Origin of the sequence: Candidatus Thiodiazotropha sp. CDECU1, assembly GCF_963455295.1 — a bacterium.
Taxonomy (GTDB): domain Bacteria; phylum Pseudomonadota; class Gammaproteobacteria; order Chromatiales; family Chromatiaceae; genus Thiodiazotropha.
The window spans coordinates 3,639,188-3,658,955 of record NZ_OY734020.1; the positions used below are offsets into that span (position 1 = coordinate 3,639,188).

The 19,768-nt window shown below is 51.4% G+C and carries 20 protein-coding genes; 11 read left to right on the forward strand and 9 right to left on the reverse strand.

The annotated features are described in order from the left end of the window. Positions 1-644: 644 nt before the first annotated feature. The gene (locus tag R2K28_RS16565; protein ID WP_316366177.1) at positions 645-1,571 is read left to right on the forward strand and encodes a sensor domain-containing diguanylate cyclase; all 927 of its coding nucleotides are present in this window, start codon (positions 645-647) and stop codon (positions 1,569-1,571) included. Between the two features lie 48 nt (positions 1,572-1,619). Here R2K28_RS16565 and R2K28_RS16570 read toward each other — a convergent pair whose 3' ends face one another. Then, positions 1,620-3,005, reverse strand: a complete 1,386-nt coding sequence (locus R2K28_RS16570; protein ID WP_316366178.1) for a M1 family aminopeptidase — start codon at positions 3,003-3,005, stop codon at positions 1,620-1,622. 164 nt (positions 3,006-3,169) lie between these two features. Between R2K28_RS16570 and R2K28_RS16575 the strand changes: the two genes are divergently transcribed. Together R2K28_RS16575 and R2K28_RS16580 are read left to right on the forward strand one after the other, a co-directional pair. Then, positions 3,170-3,844, forward strand: a complete 675-nt coding sequence (locus tag R2K28_RS16575) for a cysteine hydrolase family protein (protein ID WP_316366180.1) — start codon at positions 3,170-3,172, stop codon at positions 3,842-3,844. 4 nt (positions 3,845-3,848) lie between these two features. Beyond that, positions 3,849-4,130 (forward strand): DUF427 domain-containing protein, encoded by a 282-nt coding sequence (locus tag R2K28_RS16580; protein ID WP_316366183.1) that lies wholly within the window; start codon positions 3,849-3,851, stop codon positions 4,128-4,130. Positions 4,131-4,186: 56 nt separating this feature from the next. On the opposite strand, the gene grxC is transcribed toward R2K28_RS16580, so the two are convergent. Continuing rightward, positions 4,187-4,471 carry a glutaredoxin 3 gene (grxC, locus tag R2K28_RS16585; protein WP_316366186.1) on the reverse strand — a complete coding sequence of 95 codons (285 nt, stop codon included), beginning with the start codon at positions 4,469-4,471 and terminating at the stop codon, positions 4,187-4,189. A gap of 117 nt (positions 4,472-4,588) precedes the next feature. Between grxC and R2K28_RS16590 the strand changes: the two genes are divergently transcribed. Continuing rightward, a complete protein-coding gene (locus tag R2K28_RS16590) occupies positions 4,589-5,503 on the forward strand; it encodes an AraC family transcriptional regulator (RefSeq protein WP_316366187.1) in 915 nt (304 codons plus the stop codon). On the opposite strand, the gene R2K28_RS16595 is transcribed toward R2K28_RS16590, so the two are convergent. After that, positions 5,498-5,881, reverse strand: a complete 384-nt coding sequence (locus tag R2K28_RS16595; protein ID WP_316366188.1) for a DUF302 domain-containing protein — start codon at positions 5,879-5,881, stop codon at positions 5,498-5,500. The genes R2K28_RS16590 and R2K28_RS16595 overlap by 6 nt on opposite strands. A gap of 179 nt (positions 5,882-6,060) precedes the next feature. Between R2K28_RS16595 and R2K28_RS16600 the strand changes: the two genes are divergently transcribed. Beyond that, positions 6,061-6,384, forward strand: a complete 324-nt coding sequence (locus tag R2K28_RS16600; RefSeq protein WP_316366189.1) for a hypothetical protein — start codon at positions 6,061-6,063, stop codon at positions 6,382-6,384. A 4-nt stretch (positions 6,385-6,388) separates the two neighbouring features. On the opposite strand, the gene R2K28_RS16605 is transcribed toward R2K28_RS16600, so the two are convergent. Then, complete coding sequence (locus tag R2K28_RS16605) at positions 6,389-6,886, reverse strand: GlcG/HbpS family heme-binding protein (RefSeq protein WP_316366191.1); 498 nt, start codon at positions 6,884-6,886, stop codon at positions 6,389-6,391. Between the two features lie 17 nt (positions 6,887-6,903). Beyond that, positions 6,904-7,326, reverse strand: coding sequence for a PilZ domain-containing protein (locus R2K28_RS16610; RefSeq protein ID WP_316366193.1), 423 nt, complete (start codon positions 7,324-7,326; stop codon positions 6,904-6,906). Between the two features lie 164 nt (positions 7,327-7,490). Here R2K28_RS16610 and argE point away from each other — a divergent pair, with 164 nt between their 5' ends. The 3 genes from argE (at position 7,491) to R2K28_RS16625 (ending at position 10,248) form a co-directional block, all read left to right on the forward strand. Then, positions 7,491-8,636 carry an acetylornithine deacetylase gene (argE, locus tag R2K28_RS16615; protein WP_316366195.1) on the forward strand — a complete coding sequence of 382 codons (1,146 nt, stop codon included), beginning with the start codon at positions 7,491-7,493 and terminating at the stop codon, positions 8,634-8,636. 17 nt (positions 8,637-8,653) lie between these two features. Beyond that, the gene (gene argA / locus R2K28_RS16620) at positions 8,654-9,982 is read left to right on the forward strand and encodes an amino-acid N-acetyltransferase (RefSeq protein WP_316366196.1); all 1,329 of its coding nucleotides are present in this window, start codon (positions 8,654-8,656) and stop codon (positions 9,980-9,982) included. 125 nt (positions 9,983-10,107) lie between these two features. After that, positions 10,108-10,248 carry a hypothetical protein gene (locus tag R2K28_RS16625; protein ID WP_316366198.1) on the forward strand — a complete coding sequence of 47 codons (141 nt, stop codon included), beginning with the start codon at positions 10,108-10,110 and terminating at the stop codon, positions 10,246-10,248. A gap of 32 nt (positions 10,249-10,280) precedes the next feature. On the opposite strand, the gene R2K28_RS16630 is transcribed toward R2K28_RS16625, so the two are convergent. Then, on the reverse strand, positions 10,281-11,450 hold the full coding sequence (locus R2K28_RS16630; RefSeq protein WP_316366201.1) for a GGDEF domain-containing protein: 1,170 nt from the start codon (positions 11,448-11,450) through the stop codon (positions 10,281-10,283). Positions 11,451-11,747: 297 nt separating this feature from the next. After that, positions 11,748-13,208, reverse strand: a complete 1,461-nt coding sequence (locus R2K28_RS16635) for a DUF5666 domain-containing protein (protein ID WP_316366203.1) — start codon at positions 13,206-13,208, stop codon at positions 11,748-11,750. A gap of 497 nt (positions 13,209-13,705) precedes the next feature. On the opposite strand from R2K28_RS16635, the gene R2K28_RS16640 reads away from it, so the two are divergent. Further along, complete coding sequence (locus R2K28_RS16640; RefSeq protein WP_316366205.1) at positions 13,706-14,113, forward strand: hypothetical protein; 408 nt, start codon at positions 13,706-13,708, stop codon at positions 14,111-14,113. Positions 14,114-14,186: 73 nt separating this feature from the next. Here the strand turns inward: R2K28_RS16640 and R2K28_RS16645 are convergent, their stop codons facing one another. Beyond that, on the reverse strand, positions 14,187-14,648 hold the full coding sequence (locus R2K28_RS16645) for an Lrp/AsnC family transcriptional regulator (RefSeq protein WP_116448679.1): 462 nt from the start codon (positions 14,646-14,648) through the stop codon (positions 14,187-14,189). A 325-nt stretch (positions 14,649-14,973) separates the two neighbouring features. Here R2K28_RS16645 and leuA point away from each other — a divergent pair, with 325 nt between their 5' ends. Continuing rightward, entirely contained in the window at positions 14,974-16,641 is a 1,668-nt protein-coding gene (leuA, locus tag R2K28_RS16650; protein WP_316366208.1) for a 2-isopropylmalate synthase, read from the forward strand. Positions 16,642-16,954: 313 nt separating this feature from the next. Here leuA and R2K28_RS16655 read toward each other — a convergent pair whose 3' ends face one another. Further along, positions 16,955-18,175: an argininosuccinate synthase gene (locus R2K28_RS16655; protein ID WP_316366209.1), complete on the reverse strand. Its 1,221-nt coding sequence runs from the start codon at positions 18,173-18,175 to the stop codon at positions 16,955-16,957. 211 nt (positions 18,176-18,386) lie between these two features. On the opposite strand from R2K28_RS16655, the gene R2K28_RS16660 reads away from it, so the two are divergent. After that, positions 18,387-19,622 carry a diguanylate cyclase gene (locus R2K28_RS16660; RefSeq protein WP_316366211.1) on the forward strand — a complete coding sequence of 412 codons (1,236 nt, stop codon included), beginning with the start codon at positions 18,387-18,389 and terminating at the stop codon, positions 19,620-19,622. The last annotated feature ends 146 nt before the right edge of the window (positions 19,623-19,768 follow it).

Consider the following 19,768-nt stretch of genomic DNA (forward strand, 5'->3'; position numbering starts at 1 on the left):
TTCGATCCACCTCGATTTGATTACAGATACTGCAGCGGGCGTTGCCCTCTGTTGCGCACCTTGATGCGGGCTGAATATATATCGGCGGGTCTAGCGGCTCCGATCTCAGAAAGGAGTGAGATAAGCGAACACCATCATGCATCAAGGGTTCGATCAAGATCACCATGAAGCGCTATAGTTCGGGAGAGTCGCATTGGTAATTGATTGATTTCCTGACTTTTGTTTGCCTAACACCCGCTATCACAGAGTTGATTAGCATGCGTGTCGTATCATCATGGATATGGGACTCAAGGCTGGTCATTGGAGGTGTTATCACCCAGAAAATCATCCCACTCCCCTGCTATGCGATAGATTCGATTCTCTGCATCAAGCTCATACACGGTGTTTACAACGGCTCTCATCGCATTTGCCATAATTAGATAATCTAGCAGATTAGATTGACTATATTGTCTATATTCATACTCAGTACTGCCACATAAAAAAATGGGTAAATCACTAGATTGCTCAGACAAGAATACTATTTCATTTGTACTGAAACTGGTTTGTTTGGGGAATTATATTCCGATATACACCGGCAACAATTCACTGCTTCAGTGCAGCTTTTTCGAGAGCAAACAAATACAACAACTCAGGTAGCGATCTCCATGTCCATCTCCACCGATTTTCTCACATCCATTCTCGATACGCTTACTGACCACATCGCTGTCATAGACCTCGAGGGCAAGATTCTCTATGTCAATCAGAGCTGGGTCTTTTTTGGTATAGAGAACAGCTTCCCGGCATCGAAAAACTGGATCGGCACGAATTACCTGGAGGCCTGCAGCCTCGCTGCTGATAGAGGGGATAGCCTGGGAGGTGAAGCGGAGGAAGGCATCCTAAGTGTGATCGATAATACAAGGGATCGGTTTTATTACGAATATCCTTGTCACAGCCCTCAGGAGGAGCGTTGGTTTCAGATGCGGGTGATTCCCTTCGATCTCAACAGCGAAAGATATATTGTCATATCACACAGCATTATCACAGAAAGAAAACTGGCTGAAGAGCAGATAGTGCGACTCTCACGCCTCGACAGCCTGACCGGTCTGGCAAACCGAAGATATTTCGATGAGTGGTTCGCCAATGAGTGGAATCGTTGTACCCGGGAGCAGGCACCCATCAGCCTGGCCATAATCGATATCGACCATTTCAAGTGCCTGAATGATAGTCATGGTCATAGTGCCGGTGATGAGTGCCTCAAGGCCATCAGCGATGTACTCCGCTCATTCACCAAACGACCGAACGATATTTGCGCCCGTTATGGCGGGGATGAGTTCATGCTTGTGTACAGCAATAGCAACTTGGACGACTCCCTGGTGCTCATTCTCAAATTAATGGATAGCATCCGTAAACTCGAGATCCCGAATCCCGATGCCCCCAGCGGGCCGAGCGTCACTGTTTCCGTGGGCTTATCAAATATCTATCCCGAGATGGAGAGTAATCGTGATGACCTGATACGTAGCGCTGACCACCTGCTCTACACTGTAAAGGATACTGGTAGGGACAGTGTCGAATTTGAAACCTTGAATAGCTGAATCCAACCCACTGTTTGGGGGATTTTTACAGAAACATACCAAGCGCTTTCATTGATAGGCACAGTTCGCGCCGTCAGGGATCGTTTCGCTACCTAGCCATGCCTCCGCACATGCACCAGGATCATAATCACTACTCCCGGCAATCAAATCCAGAAGATCCTGCATTGTGACTGCTGTTCCTCTGTTTACTGCATAAAAGTCAGCAAGCATCTGGTCTAAAGATTCCACACCCAGTACATACTCCAGGTGCTTGAAGAAGAATGCCCCCTTCATGTAGGGCGCAGTGCCAAAAAGCCCATCCTCCAATATGTCAACTTCATTACACCCCTCTGGCCAGGCGACCTTGTTCTCATTACCGTTTTGCAAATGGCTCAGTCTATCTTCATATGATGACCAGACCTGGGTACCGAAATCCGCTCCCGCAACCTCACTCATCGCCCGCGCGGCCAGATAAGAGGCAATCCCCTCAGATAGGACGAAATCCTCCCAGCAGGCGATACGCACACCGTTGCCAAACCAACCATGAACCGCCTCATGGGCATGTACTACAGGATCAGATAAGGCGTCATCCTCTATGTGCCAGAAAGGGTGGTGCTCCATACCGCCGAATCCACCTGCAAACCAATCCACTGACACGCTGGCCACCTTGTTACCAAACGCATACTCGCCATATGTCTGTTCATACCAATCGAAGACATCCCGCAGGTATTGTGTACCGGCGAACGCGTTCTCCTCCTGACCTGGCAGGTAATAGACACCTACCTCAGTACCATTGGATGTCACACCGAGCATACTATAGGTGTAATCGCCGACAGCCCAGGCCATCATATATGCAGGTGCATCAGTTGGAATGGATTCAGGGTATATGCTGAGCATGTCATCAGGAACCCCGCTAAGTATAAGTTCATAACTGCTACCCTCAGCAGGTATTGATTTACATGGAAAAATATTGCCGCAGTAATATGGCCAGGAAAAGGTTACACCATTGGCAAGGATGCCATTAAGGTCATCGTGCAAGCTGAAGTTGTAATCAATCGTCAATGTCTGCGCGTCAGCAGATGCGGGAACACCTACATCGAGACGACCGAGTTCTGACATGAAATCGAGTTGAATTGCATTTGATGTTACATTCGTTATCACCAAATCGCCAACTTCGAAGGAGGCACCGGTCGATGAGAGCGAACCCGACATGACCACATCGGCACTACCGGTCATTGTTGCAAGATCGATATGCAGGCTGGTTAGCAAGATATCCCGGTTCCAGTCAGTTGACGCGTCGGGAAGAATCACAGCATCTGAATCACCCCCATCACTGTTACAACCAGACAGGAAAGCAACGATTATCAGCAGCGAGACGGAAACCTGGATGATATTTTCATATAGCTGCGTCAGCTCGCACCAGCTATGTGATTTATGCTTGATGAAGACATCCATGAATTTGTAACCCTACACCCAAATAATAAACTATCGATCAAGCCTTGGTTTGATACCTATTCACTTTACCGGCAAAGCATACGCTATTCCGTTACAATCGAAAAACAGAACCACTATTCCAATTACCATGAACAGGCTGTCATGCATAGCTTAATGGAGGAGAGATGAACTGGAAACAGGCATATCGTTCTTTCTACTATGATGGTGCACCCGAACCTCAGGACCTGGCGCTTGCCTATCAATCCACCGCACTATTGACCATAGACATACAGAACATCTACCTGCAACCTGCGGATGATCCACATGAACGGGATCGCTGGGCTCCATTCAGAAAGCGCATGCATGATATCGTCATTCCCACTACCCGTGATCTGCAAAACCGTTTTCGCCAGAGAGGCATGGACGTCCTGCATGCCCGTATTGCGTGCCTGCTTGAAGATGGACGGGATCGGTCACTCAGCCAGAAGAAGCCGGGGTGGAACTATCTGCTGCTACCAAAGAATAGTGATGAATCACAGATCGTTCCAGATTTGACTCCCGCAGCGGGTGAGATCGTCATTACCAAGACTACCGATAGCGCGCTTACAGGTACCAATCTGAGATTGGTACTACACAACATGGGGATCGAAAATATCATTCTGTGCGGTATATTTACCGACCAATGCGTCTCTTCCACAGTGAGGAGCCTGGCCGACGAGAGTTTCAATGTAATCGTGGTGGAAGATTGCTGTGCCGCGGGTACTGATGAACTGCACTATCGGGAACTGGAAATCATCAATATGATCTACTGCCATGTGGTATCCAGCAGTGAGCTGATAGAGATAATGGGACTGACCTGAAACCATGAAAGCGATCTGGAACGACAGGATAGTGGCTGAGAGCGAAGAGACCCTGGTTGTTGAAGGCAACCACTACTTTCCCCCTGCATCCTTAAACCGCGACTATTTCCAAAACAGTGACACCACATCACTTTGCGCCTGGAAAGGTATGGCCAGCTACTACACAATCTGTGTCGACGGCAAGACCAACCCGGATGCTGCTTGGTACTACCCTTCTCCATTAGCCGCCGCGGCACAGATAAAGGACTATGTTGCATTCTGGCGTGGCGTAGAGATCACCGAGTGATCAAAAACCCCATGGCCGGATTACCCGGCCATGCCATTTACCTCCATCCATCCGTTCTATATTCCCCCGGTATCAGTTTTACCCCTCTGGGTCTGTAACAGCGGGAGCAACTCTCCATTGCTATCCAGCGATCTCAGGTCGTCAAAACCACCGATCGCCTGGTTACCGACCATAATCTGTGGAAAGGTGCGACCGCCGGTACGCTCTATCATCTCAGTGAGCACCTGGGGATCTCCACTCACGTCCAACTCTTCATAGGCGATTTGGCGTGACTCCAGCAACGCCTTGGCATGACTGCAATAGGGGCATGACGGCTGGGTATAGATGGCTACATCAGACATTTTCTCTCTCCGTTCTTAATTAACATGGAGACTATTATTAGGCCCAATATTAAGACGAACTATACTTATTTATGTGTTTATTATGTCCATTCGTCCTATTTTGCTATATTTACAGGCATGGATGTTCTGAGTGAGATTTTGCAGACCCTGCACCTCAAGGCAAGCGTCTTTCTGCATGCCTGCTTTCGTGGGGAGTGGGCGGTCGACACGTCAGGACAGCGCCGCGCCACCTTCCACCTGGTGGCCAGCGGGGGCTGCTGGCTACACATGCCCGACAGTGAGGAACCTATCCCCCTCGCCGGTGACGACCTGATCGTATTTCCCCACGATGCCCGGCATACGATCAGCAACAGCCAATATCCCGTCGCCGACGACTTCCCCCGCAATCAGCTACCCGATGATTCAACCGGGGGGCCAGGTGTCACTTTGATCTGTGGCTATTTCGACTTCGATCGGGATAGCTGGAATCCACTCATCGAGGCACTGCCGGCAGTGATGATCATCCGTAATGATGGAATCACCAGTATCCCCTTTTCCCACTCCTTAAGGCATTTGTTGATACACGAGATAGAGGCCGCACAGATGGGTAGTAGACTCGTGATCGATAAGCTATCCGAGGTTCTGTTTATCAATACCATTCGGCACCACTTGAAAAGTGACAGTGATGTAGGATTCCTCGCCGCCCTGGCTGACAAGAAGATAGGCAAGGTATTGAGCAGGATTCACGAAACGCCGGCCCACACCTGGAGTGTCGAACGTTTGGCACAGGTTGCGGGCATGTCGCGATCAGCCTTCTCCGGACGGTTCACACAGCTGGTGGGCCTGTCACCCATGCACTACTTGAGCCGCTGGCGTATGTCCAGGGCACACAATCTATTCCAGAGCGGAGATCAGTCTGTGGCTCAAGTCGCGGAACTCTCCGGCTACCAATCGGAAGCCGCATTTGCAAAGGCATTCAAAAAGCAGTTTGGCTACGGCCCGGGTGCAGCAAGAAAAGCGGCCCGGCATACCCAGCTCAAGGCTGGTTCATAATGCGTCACGCACCCGTTCCAAGCGACCTTTCACATCCCTCGCCATGGCTGCGATCTTCTCACCTTCCACGAGTTGCAAAACAGCGACCGGATCCATGAAGGCAACGGTAACAGTGCCATCCTCCTCCTGACGAATAACCACATTACAAGGCAGCAGTAGACCGATATCCGGCTCGGCGTCGATGGCCTGATTCGCCAGTGATGGATTACAGGCGCCGAGGATCTTATAGGGGCGTTTATCTAAATCCAGTTTCGCCTTCATGGTGGCCTGGACGTCGATCTCCGTCAGAACCCCGAACCCCTCTTCCTTGAGGGCCGCCACAACCCGCGCTTCCGCACCCTCCATATCGCCTTCAACAGTAGTATTGAAACTGTACATTACAGACACCTCTTTGTTATTTGCCTGGATAGCTTGGATTTTCAAGGATAACATCACCAAGCGCTGAAGATGCCCTATGAGTAGTATGTGTTGCCATTCGCAATAGAAGTGATTGAAGAATTGGAACCTAGTGCCGACAACAGAGATTGACTACTATTGATAAAGTCAACATGAGGGCTATGCCAGTGAATCTCGGACCCGTTCGCTATATCAAAAACCAGGCACGCAGCCTGTTTGTCCTGCTGCTGCTCACCGAACCACTGCTGGCGAATAAATTTGAAACCATCGGCGGCGGGGTTGCAGGCTCGACCCGGGTCAAGGTGGAATACCTGCAGATCATCGCCTATGTTGCGGGCGGTATCTTTATCATCGCCGGCATCCTGGCGATTGTGCTGCATGATAGAAATGCGCAGACATTGAACTATACGATGTGGAAACCCTCAGCCACGATATTCTTTCTGCTGGGTATCGCTGCAATCGCGGCCGCTGTGTTTATGAAGTAGCGGCCTAGTCGGCGAATTCAAGACGATCCTGAATCTTGTCGATCGCTTTTCTTGCGCATTTTTCATCCTTGTCGCCTCCCGGCGCACCGCTCACTCCAATCGCTCCCAGCTGGTAACCACCGGCAGCGATGGGCAGACCGCCCTGCAAAACCAATACGCCCTTCACATGGTTCATCTCTTGCTGGATATCACGCCGGTTGTCACGAAACGCTCCTGACGGAACTCCAGACAGGATCACGGCATTTGCCTTTTCACGGGCAATTTGAATGGTGAATCTACTGGCGTGGGCATCGCGCATCAGTGCAACTTCAGCCCCATCACTGGCCACCACCAGCGCTGTCACCTGATATCCATCCTGCCTGCATGCCTCCACTGCATGCTTGACCATTTCAAGGGCAAGGTCGGGACTGATACGTTTATGGGTAACAATATCCCCGGCATGCAGTGGTAGAAACACCACACTGAGGAATACACTGAATATCTTCGCGACACTATCATGCATGGGTTATCCCGAACTCTTCATGAGGGAAATTCATCGGCATACCTGTCTATCCATTCCAAGGCTGCCTCTTCTCCTGTCAACTCCCGTCCCTGGGACTGCTTAATATTTTGCTTGTAGTGCTCTATATAACAGAGTTGCTCCACCATACGTACCGCATACGCCGTCTCTTCCTCTGAGAACTTAACCCCAATCAGGTAATTACCCCGCTCCTCGCGGCACCATACAACGATGCCCGTGGCGTGAAATTGGGGTGGTGTAATGGGGATTGCGATATGGATCTCGGTTCCAGCTTCCACCTTTGTATCGGATGTGAAACAGAGCCCGCCTTCGCTATAGTTGGTCAGCATCTCGCGACTGGTGGAGGCCTGACCACCAATCTGAAAATCTATCGGAACATCTGTCGGGTGTCTGATATACAGGCGCATTGCTATTTTTCTCACCACAATTTTCGCTAGCGGTCACTCCTGGCAACTCTATCGGCAGTGTAACTCCTGTAATAATGACCTTGTTTATAACAAAAGCAAATGAAGCGGATTTTTTCAAGTTACGATGAGATGCCATATACCGGTTGCAAGATACCACCCAGGGCTACAGAATCTGAGCCATGAAAAGACTGACTCTACAAGAGATGCTGAGCCGATTGATCAATGCCGCTTCAGTAAGCAGCGTCAATCCTGCCTGGGATATGAGCAATCGGGAGGTCATCCAACATCTGCATGCCTGGTTTAACGAATTGGGATTCACGACCGAGGTGCTAGCCATACCCGGTCATTCCGACAAATTCAATCTCATCGCCAGCGCCGGTGAGGGTGATGAGGGTCTGGTGCTCTCGGGACATACCGATACCGTACCCTTTGATGAACAGAAGTGGCACAGCGATCCGCTGATCCTGCAACAGCGGGATGATCGTTTTTACGGTATGGGCAGCGCTGACATGAAGGGGTTCTTCGCCGTGATCCTCGAAGCGATCCGGGAGCTGCCACTGCAGCAACTGAAGCAGCCATTGGTGATCATCGCCACCGCGGATGAAGAGAGTACCATGTGTGGAGCAAAGTCCCTCACCGACCTGCAGCGCCGGCTGGGGCGGCATGCGATGATAGGCGAGCCTACCAACATGCAGCCTGTGCGTATGCACAAAGGCATCTCAATGGAGTCGATTCGTCTGCACGGCCACGCGGGACACTCAAGCGATCCCAGCCTGGGAGTCAATGCCCTTGACGGAATGCATCAGGTTCTGGGTGAAGTCATCCAATGGCGTGGCGAGCTGCAACGACGTTATCAAAACCAGGCCTTCAAGGTCGCTTTCCCAACCCTCAATCTTGGCCATATCCACGGGGGCGACAATCCTAATCGGATATGTGGCGAGTGTGAGTTGCAGTTCGACCTGCGGCCGCTGCCTGGGATGTCAGTGGAGCATCTGCGCAGCGAGCTGAAAGAGAGGCTCGGTAAGCGTCTGCACGACACCGGTCTGAGTTGGGAGCTGATCCCGGTCTTCGAGGGTATCCCGGCCATGGAGACACCCCGGGAGGCAGCGATAGTACAAGCCGTGGAGAAACTTACCGGCTCGCCGGCTGGCGCGGTCGCCTTCGGTACCGAAGGTCCCTATCTCAACAGTATGGGCATGCAGACTGTCATCTGTGGCCCAGGCAGTATCGATCAGGCCCATCAGCCGGACGAATATCTGCCACTAAAGCATATTCAACCCGCGATCAACCTGATACAGTCTCTGATCAGGCAATTCTGTTTATAGACAATGGGTTAAACCGTATGACACAACCCACGAACGAATCATCGAACAGCTTCGTCGAGTGGTTTCGGGGCTCATCCCCCTATATCCATGCCCACCGAGGCCGTACCTTCGTCATCTCCTTTGGGGGAGAAGCGGTAATGGATGCCGGTTTCGCCAATCTGGTACATGACATCGCCCTATTACACGGTTTGGGCATACGTCTGGTGCTGGTTCACGGCGCCCGTCCGCAAATCGAGGAACGCCTCAAGACCCGGGGTGTGAAAACAGAGTACGTCGATGGCCTGCGGATCACCGACGATGCAGCATTGACCTGTGTAAAGGAGGCCGCCGGTTCGGTACGGGTCGAGATCGAGGCCCTGCTCTCCATGGGATTGGCAAACTCACCCATGGCAGGCGTCCGCATCCGGGCGGCGTCGGGTAACTTTGTCACCGCAAAGCCGATCGGGGTCAGAAACGGTATCGACTTCTGTCACACCGGTAAGGTTCGGCGTGTGGATTCGGACGGGCTGGAACAACGTTTGCAGGCAGGCGCTATCGCCATAGTGCCGCCACTGGGCTATTCACCCACGGGCGAGGTATTCAATCTCAGTGCCGCTGATGTGGCCGCCTCGGTCGCGGTTGCATTGGGCGCTGAAAAGCTGATCTCTCTTGTGGAAGCAAAAGGATTGACTGACTCTCGTAACAGACTGATCACGAACATTGTTCCGAAGCAGGTTGATGCTCTGTTGCAACGGCGTAAAAAAATGCCACAGGATCTGCAGCAACACCTCAAGGCTGCAGTCAGCGCCTGTCGCAGCGGGGTCAAACGCATACACATCATCGACCGTAAGCAGGACGGGGCGTTGCTGAGAGAGCTCTTCACCCGGGATGGCATCGGCACACTTATCACTGCAGAGCCCTATGAAGAGACCCGTACCGCGCGTATCGATGATGTGGGCGGTCTGCTCGAACTGCTAACACCACTTGAGAAATCGGGTGTATTGGTGCGTCGTTCCCGGGAACTGTTGGAGACAGAGATCGAGGGTTTCACCCTGATGGAGCGGGATGGCATGGCAATCGCCTGCGCCGCGCTCTTTCCCTACCCGAAGGAGTCGATGGCGGAACTGGCCTGTGTGGTGGTTCACCCCGACTACAGGGGCAGTGACCGGGGCGACAGGCTGTTGGCGCATATGGAGAATAAAGCACAGCGGCTGGGAATCGAGCAGCTGTTCATATTGACCACCCAGACGGCACACTGGTTCAGGGAGCGGGGGTTTGTACAGGCCGACCTGAAGGGTCTGCCAATGCGCAAACTGGCGCTCTACAACTACCGCCGCAATTCCAAGGTCTTTATCAAAAAGATCTGAAACAGCCGGACATGGGGAGACCGGGCCGGAACGCCCCCTATTTCCCTACTAAAATACTCTGTTATATTGGCGGATCTGCTGCTATTAATAGCCTCGTGGCCTGAAAATTAGACAAGGAGACGACCATGACAGAGGCAGCAGTGGACCTTCAGCGACTATCCGGTTATGTCCTGCTGTTAATGGGCTTTGTGTTGTTGTTCGTCAACCACGTGAGTGTGGTAGTAGGCGATCCCTGGCTGATACCGGAGTTCCTGAGACTGCAATAGCCAATGGGTAGAAGATGTGGACGCTGAAGGGTTTAATACGTAGCCGCGCCACTCTCTTCGCCGCAAAGTACATACCGGTCCTTGCCCTGCCGCTTCGCATCATCCCTACGCGTATCGACCAGTTCCAGCATGCCGGACCACTCCGCCACATCATCCATTGATCTTTCGCTGACACCGATACTTGCCGTTACCGGACGTCCGTCCGGTAGCGTGCCGAGACTCTGATTTAGGATTCTTTGCGCAATTATCTTTGCACCCTTGCAGTCCGTACCCGGCAGTATCAACATGAAAACCTTTTCCCCCCAATGCACCAGCATATCGTTGTTGCGCAGATCCTCAGACAATATTTCCGCCGCCTCCAAAACAACATGGTCATAAGTCGCATAGTCATACTCTGCAATGATATTCTGTACATTATCGATATCCACAAGGGCAATACTCAAAAACTCATTATGCAGTTTTGCCTGCTGAAACGCCTTCGCCAGACTCTGCACTCCTGACTTGCGGGTCTGCGCCCCAGTCACGGGATCATGATCGGCACGGGTAATCATGGTGATCATGTATTGCAACTGTATCGTGGATGTGAATAACACGATCCCGAGGATTATGATCAACAGCCACAGGGTCGGGAGCAAGTCCAGGCCGGGTAGCGCCGAGTAGTACCCCCAACCTGTCATAGTCAACACGGCCACCAACAGGGCCAAAACCGAACACTCCAGCAGTGTCAGCGGAAACAGACCCAAAATGGCGACTGCGATATAGGGCAACAGTGTATATAACTGTACGGGTAGATGATAAATAGTCTCGGGTGGCACCAATGCCAGATAGTGTGCCGAGGCAAAGAAGGTCAAAGGCAGGTTGATCAACATCCCCGTCAAAAGAATCAGACTCGATTTAAGTGATATCTGCTCGGTACGATAACGCGCCAGATAGACAAAGTGCAGGGTCGATAACAACCTGATTAGAACGATTGGCCAGAACAGGTTTAAAGGCAACAGAAAAAAGTCAACGACCAGCCAGAGGGGGACCAATATCGCAAACAGTGAAGCGAGAAATCGTATGCGCTCAAGCAGCAGTTCGGCACGATGCTTGAGCATGTAGCCCGGATGCTCATCAGCGGATATGAGATTATCCAACTCCTGTGTCGAGTAGATATGGGAATTTTCACCGAGATGGTGAATAAACGATTTAAATACCGCCATTATAATGATCCACAGGGTGTTGGGGACTCCGTTCCTGATTAATCTGCAAGGGCAAGAGACACCCGCAATTACATCAAGCACTGATCATAAAAGCATAACAACCACATTACCATAGGCAAATCCCAAAGCCTGTGCGCATGATCTGGTTTAGTGCTGAAGCACACAACCCGCTGGTGCGATTCAACATATACATATACTGGCCCTAACGAAAAAATGGCAGCAGATACCCTTTTACGATGTACCTGCTGCCAAGCTCTGGCAAAAGTTGACAATATAAAAGCTATACAAATTACTGGCTTAAGAACCTGAGCGCTCCAACTCAATCTCTTCGATGGAACCGTCCCAGTCACTGTCCTTGATCTCGGCCCTGTCACCAACACTTACCTGATTGAAAAAAGTGTCAGCGTCAGTATGATCATCATCCAACTCGTACTCAGTGGCTTCATAGACAGTAAAGACAGCACCCACCAATGTGACTGAAACATGGTCGCTGACCGCCTCTATGGGTGCCTCGATTTTGGTCGCGGACGACTCATCTTCACGCTCCACGCTTATAGCCACATAAAGATCGCCCATGCGCCTCAGTTCAACCTCGACATAATCCCCATCCATGAGTTCATCCAGGTTGAAGCTGCCATCGCCATCTTGGTCAAAATCAGAGCTGTCCTCGAACAGGGTGGAATTGTCTGTCATCACATCCAAACTCTGGCTATTCCCCAGATCCAGGGTAATCGTGCCATTCTTGGCATCGCTGCTTTGAACGCCACTTACCCGGGCTTCTATCTCGATCTCGCCATCTTCCGCCTCGACTTTTTCAGCGATCAAGATATCACCCTGCATGTAGCCTTCCACTTCCAACTCCATTCCCGCACTGATACTCCCCTCAAGTGATTCAGGTTCATAATAGGTGTCCGGGGTAACTTCGAACAGGACACCATTCACCGATAAGCCGCCACTGCCGTCGTTAGCGACTATGCCACGCAGTGAAACTTCTTGATCATCGTCATCGATCAGATCGCTATCGTCACTCTCGATGCGTACAACCTCTAGCGACCCACCGCTATTATCGAGCTTCAGCTCAACGAACAGCCCAAGAGGATCGGCAGGTATGTCCAGATCGACACTGGAACCGAGTGGGAAAGGACCGGCCACGACGCCATTTTGCAACACCAGGGTTATTTCACTGCCGTCATAGCTGGTTACGGTGCCTTTTATCTCGTAATCACTGTCACTGTCGTTTTGTAACTCGATACGTGATGCCACAATCTGAGTGCCATCAAAAAAACCGCTAACCTCGATCTCCTGCCCTTCAGCCAGACCATCGAAGGAGGCACCGTCATCGAACACTGTGCTGTTGGCATCCACCAGGACCGCCATTCTCAACACAGTCAGAGTAGCTGTCTCACCACTCTTCACAAGCGAACCGCTGTCGATGGGGCCTTCCAGGTCATCGTCGTATGTAATGATATCGGCAACACCAGTAGTGCCATCCTGGTTCACAGTGCCTTCCACACGAACCTTCATTCCCACCGCCAATGAGGAATCATCGTAGCTCTGCTCATCATCCACCTGGTATTGGGCATGTGAGGTATCGAATTTGATCCCGTTGACATACACGCTACCAAAGCCATCTATCCTACCCACAGTTATAAAGTCACCGTTGCTGCTGGCACTGTCACCGCCACCACCACCACCGCAGGCACCAAGTAGAACCACAAGTAAAATAGTGATAAATAATCCTGATTTTGACTGATTCATGTTCACATCCTCCGCTATATGCATGCCTGTCTAAAACACTGGATATAGCGATGAGACAAGATTAAAAATGGGAATTATTTCCCATTTATAGCGAAAGTATATGACCAATTTTCAATTCTTCAAGTAGATTTTTATTAATTTCCCCTTAAGGCAATAATCGGTGGATTATTTATAACATATTGTAATAATTACATATTTTATTAGATTCCATCCCTGTTCGGAGATTGATTGATCTAACATCAGGGGTGAAAATTATGCGAGGCAGCACACATTTCCCAGGCGTATACCCCCCCAGGACTCGATTGCGCACCCAAGGAGCGGTTTAACCATAACAGCATCAAGGGATATACTTTCGACGGCTTCGCGGATCCAATTCATCTGCACCAGGCATATCAGAACCCAGTCTGGCGCCCGCCTTGAAACCTAGCCTATCCCCATCTATAAACCATTCAAAACGTCAGACTCCATACAGCTAAGATCGACTATAATTAATTGTCATGGATATGCTCGACACCGGAAAAGTCACGCTTTGTATAGTGGATGGTCGTTACCTGCATGTTGTCATCTACACGAATGGCGAACTGGAAGAACAGGACATCAAACCCGTCACCGACTATTTGGACAGGTTCAATGAACCCCTTCCCGCGCTGATGGAAAGAAAGGGACGTTATTCCATATCGATCCCTGTGCAGATTGCCATGCTGCAACAGACAAAAAGTCGCTTAAAAGCGGTTGCGTTCATCGAAAGAGACCATAAGGACGTGATCATGACGCGCATCGCGGCCAGCACCTATTTCAAGGATATTGCGGTTAAATCTTTCTTTGACATGGATCAGGCAATCGACTGGCTGTCGCAGCACTTTTACCAGACCCCATTGTTGCCTGATGCCCAGAACAGTGCATAAACGACCGGCAACACCTTTTAGACAACCGAGGCTGTAATCCCAATTTCATTATTATCAAATCAGGTTTACAGCTTCACACAGGCAGTGCAGTGGTGTTCACAACCTTGCGCATGACAAAACTGGAATGGACCCCTGTAACCCCTTCGATTCGAGTGATCTTGTTCAATAACAGGATCTGATAGGCCTCCATATCCCGCACCACCACCTTGACCTGATAGTCCGCATCCTGGCCAGTTATCAACAGGCACTCCAGGACCTCCGGCAGGCTCATGATTTTGCGCTCAAAGTTTTCAAATCGCTCGGGGGTATGTCGATCCATGGAGATGTGAATCAGCGCCATCAGATCAAGCTCCAGTTTGTTTGCATCCAGGAGAGCCCTGTATCCGGTGATAATGCCGGACTCCTCCAAAGCGCGCACACGACGCAGGCAGGGAGAGGGAGAGAGACCAATCCGTTCAGCCAGATCCTGATTACTGATACGTCCATCCCGTTGCAGCTCTTCAAGTATCCGGCGATCGAATCGATCAAGTTTCATCTGATTGCCCTCTATTTTTAATCATTGATATATTGTATCAAGTTTTTGATTATTTATGGCATTTTTTTCTTTTTTTTATGGAATATGGATTATATTCGCAATCACCTGCCGGCCACTCTGCATTAATCTTTCACCATCGGCCACAAGCCGAACAAGTAAGGCCCGGGATCACAAGTCCCGGGTGGAGAGCAGCAACCCCATAAGGGTATACGCAGCGGAGACCTCACCGCCGAAGACGGCCAACTGCATGGCAAAGGCGGGTGAGAAGACTCCAACTTTCGAGTAAGGCGCAGATGTAACACCAAACCAGCACAGGAGATTCAGCGTGAACCGCTTTGACCACCGCAAATACCGCCCTATGCAGACGCTGCCCATGCAGCACCGCCAGTGGCCCAACTCCAGAATTGACAAGGCACCTATCTGGGCCAGCGTCGATCTACGCGATGGCAACCAGGCACTGCTTGAACCCATGAATGTGGCACACAAGCGCCGCATGTGGGAACTCCTGGTGAAGCTTGGGTTAAAGCAGATCGAAATCGGTTTCCCTGCCGCCAGCCAGCCGGATTTTGATTTCGTTCGCTGGTTGATCGAGAAGGACCAGATACCCCATGACGTCACCATACAGGTCCTGGTGCAGGCCCGTGAAGGATTGATCCGCAGAACCTTTGAGGCACTCAAGGGAGTGCCCAGGGCAATTGTGCATGTCTACAACTCCACTTCCACGGTACAACGGGAGAGGGTGTTCAAAAGCGATCGTGAAGGTATCAAACAGATCGCTGTCCAAGGCGCGGCAATGCTGCAAAAGGAGGCTGCAAACCACCCAGATACTGACTGGGTGTTCCAATACTCACCGGAGAGTTTTTCCAATACCGAATGGGATTATGCGGTGGAGGTCTGCGAAGCGGTCATCGACGTATGGCAGCCCACGCCACAACACCGATGCATTATCAATCTGCCGGCAACGGTTGAGAGCACTACACCCAACTTGTTTGCAGACCAGGTAGAGTATTTCTGCCAACACCTGCAGCAACGCGACTCGGTGATCATCTCTGTGCATACCCATAATGATCGCGGGTGTGCGGTAGCCGCCGCAGAACTGGCGCTGCTTGCGGGTGCCGATCGGGTAGAGGGCACATTGATGGGGAATGGTGAACGTACCGGTAATATGGACCTGGTTACCCTGGCGATGAATCTCTACAGTCAGGGTATTGATCCGGAAATCGATCTCTCACAACCCGATGAGATCATTCAGGTCTATGCTCAATGCACAGGCCTCCCGGTACACCCACGCCACCCATGGGTGGGTGAGCTGGTGTATACGGCCTTTTCCGGCTCTCACCAGGATGCGATTCGCAAATGCCTGCATCAGCAACAGCCGGATGAACCCTGGCAGGTGGCCTATCTACCCATCGATCCCCGGGATATCGGGCGTGACTACCAGGCCGTGGTCAGGGTCAACAGTCAATCCGGGAAGGGTGGTGTCGCTTATGTGCTGGAGCGTGACTACGGACTTGTACTGCCACGCTGGCTTCAACTGGAACTCGCTGCACTGGTGCAACAAGCAAGCGAAACCCATGCGGGAGAGATCGACAGTGCCACCATCCATGCCATGTTCCGCCAGCAGTTTGTAGCTGAATCGACACCGGTTCGACTCGACGGTTACCGCCTCGACCGGCAGCATGGAGTTGATCTTATCGAAGCAGAGATTAGCGACAACAATCGACCGATCACAATCCGCGGCATGGGTGAAGGGGCCATCTCCGCCTTTGTCGACGCCTGGACCCAGGCCTACGGCATGAGTGCAAAAGTCATCGACTATAGCGAACACGCCATCGGTGAGGGTACCGACGCGGAGGCTGTCGCCTATGTACTGCTCGAAGTGGATGGTCGGCGTGTCACCGGCGCCGCCTTCGACCAAGACAGCCTGAGCGCATCTCTGAAATCGATCATCTCCGCGCTCAACCTGGCGCAGAACGCACGCCGTGCCGCGTGAGAGTGAGAATCCGAAAATGAACTCAAAACAATGGTAGGGTGGGGCCCTGCCCCACCATTGTTCGCAAATATTGCCCCACATATCGGTGGGGCAGGGCCCCACCCTACGTTTCTAACTGCTCGAAGTGGATGGTCGGCTTGTCGCATTGCTTAACAGATGGGTAGGGTGCGGCTTGCCGCACCGTTCCACAACCGACACCATGGCACCAATTTATCTAATTGTGCTTAACGGTGCGGCAAGCCGCACCCTACGCGTTAGAGGTGCCGAGCACGATTAACAAAACGCCATTTGCGTTCATTCGCGGACTATATGTTCAACGGCCTTTGCTTGCCGCAACCCGCAGGCGCAGTGCATTCAGCTTGATGAATCCTTCCGCATCCTTCTGATCATAGGCGCCAGCGTCGTCCTCGAATGTGGCAATCGACTCATCGAACAGGCTGTTGGTATTGGAGCGGCGCCCCACCACATCCACATTACCCTTGTAGAGTTTGACTCGCACCACACCATTCACCACCTGCTGGGTGTGATCGATAGCGGCCTGTAACATCTCCCGTTCCGGCGTGAACCAGTAACCGTTGTAGACCAGCTTGGCATAACGGGGCATCAGCTCATCCTTCATGTGGGCAGCTTCCCGGTCCAGGGTCAGTGACTCCATGGCCCGATGCGCCTTGAGCATGATGGTGCCACCCGGGGTCTCGTAACAGCCACGGGATTTCATGCCTACATAGCGGTTCTCGACTATATCGGCCCGCCCGATACCATTCGCCCCACCCAACTGGTTGAGTTTCAGTAACAGGGCCGCAGCGGAGAGCCTCTCTCCGTCGATGGATACCGGATCGCCATGTTCAAATCCGATCTCCACATAGGTTGCCCGGTTCGGAGCATCCTCAGGTGCGACAGTCCAGCGCCACATATCGCTACCAGGCTCATTCCATGGATCCTCAAGATCATAACCCTCGTAGGAGATATGCAACAGGTTTGCATCCATGGAGTAGGGGGATTTCTTCCCCTCTCGCTTCATCTCGATTGAAATACCGTGGGTCTCCGCGTAAGCCAACAGCTTTTCTCTGGAGTTAAGATCCCACTCCCGCCAGGGGGCGATGATCCTGATATCGGGTCGCAGGGCGTAGGCGCCCAACTCGAATCGCACCTGATCGTTACCCTTGCCGGTGGCGCCGTGGGAGATGGCGTCCGCGCCGGTCTCGTTGGCGATCTCAATCAGACGCTTGGCGATAAGGGGTCTTGCGATTGAGGTCCCCAGCAGATACTCACCCTCATAGATGGCGTTGGCCCGAAACATGGGGAACACATAATCGAGTACGAACTCCTCTGTCAGGTCTTCTATGTATATCTCCTTGATTCCCGCCGCCTCCGCCTTGGCGCGCACAGGTTCGACCTCCTCACCCTGTCCGATATCCGCGGTAAAGGTGACCACTTCACACTGATACTCATCCTGCAACCACTTGACGATTATCGATGTGTCGAGACCACCCGAGTAGGCTAGAACCACCTTCTTAATGCCATCTTTTGACATCTGCTATCCCCCAGGAAAGATGCTTTAAAACAGACCATTATAACCCATCTTGTATCAGATGATATGTCAGTAAAACCCAGAAACTACAGCCGAAACCGCTAGGAATTGCATTCTCTATTTGAAAAGTTATTGATTTACAAGCTGCTATAATGTCGCTGTTAGGATCCTAAATGGCAGGACATTCTCGAATTAGTGTTTAAGACGTTGGCTTTTGAACTATAAAAAACTCGCCTCTCTCCTTCTAGCCGGTTGGTGTCTGACAGTCCTGGCCTCTCTTGGTTGGAATACAAAGCACACGCAACAGGAACATCTGCATTTCCTGCAAGATACCGCTCGCTTGATATTTGACCATGTCATCCTGGTCAGGGAGTGGAATGCCAATCATGGTGGCGTCTATGTTCCGATCACTGAGTCCTCCCCGCCCAACCAGTATCTCGAAATCGAGAATCGGGAAATCGTGGTGGACGATAAGCTGACTCTAACCATGATCAACCCTGCATATATGACCCGCCAGATTGCCGAGCTTGCCACACAGAGTAATGGCATCCAATTACACATCACCAGTCTCAATCCGATTCGTCCAAGTAACAAACCCAGCACACAGGAGCGAGTGGCCCTACTCGAATTTGAAGCCGGAGACAGCGAGGAGTTCTCCCGTTTGCTGGCAGACAAGAACGGCTATCGTTTCTTCTACATGGCACCGCTGTTGACCACACAAGCCTGTCTGCGCTGTCATGAAAAGCAGGGTTATGTGGAAGGTGATTTACGTGGCGGGATCAGTGTTACCATCCCGGACATCCATCCAGCCCCAATCCAGGGAATAATTATCGGCCATTGTGTCATCGGCGTAATCGGGATATTGGTAATCCTGACCCTCGCTCAGAAGCTATCTGAAAGTTATGAAAAGGTTCGGCAACAATCGATTATCGATGTCCTGACAGGCATCCCCAACCGCCGTCACTTTATTGACCGCCTGGCTACCGAATATCGCCGCGCGAGTCGCAACTCAACCCCATTGACACTGCTGATTACCGATATCGATCATTTCAAGCAATACAACGATTCCCTGGGCCATCTCGAAGGTGATCAATGCATCGTAATAGTGGCTAAAACCGTCAAGGCATCGCTACAACGTGGCGGCGACCTGTGCGCACGTTACGGGGGGGAAGAGTTCATTGTCATCCTGCCTAACACGGATACAGCCGGGGGAGAGAAGGTTGCCAGGCGCATTCAAAAAAATATCGCAGCCTTGGAAATCGAGCATCCGGATACTCCTATCGGAGAGCACATCACCTTGAGCATCGGACTGGCCACAGATTACCGCGACTACCCCTCTCAATACAATCTGATAAAACGTGCAGATGAAGCACTCTACCGCTGCAAGCAACTGGGACGCAACTGCATCGAATCCAACGGTCATGACAACACGGATAACTCGAAGTCATAGATTTTTTAGGTAGTTGAGGTGCTGTTCAAGGCAGTCTTAATGGCAAATGTAAACTCAGTTGATTCAGATCAGTCTGATTGAGAACGAGATGACTTTTTACCATCGCGGTTCTCTGATCAGGGAATTAAAATTACAGTACCGGGCCA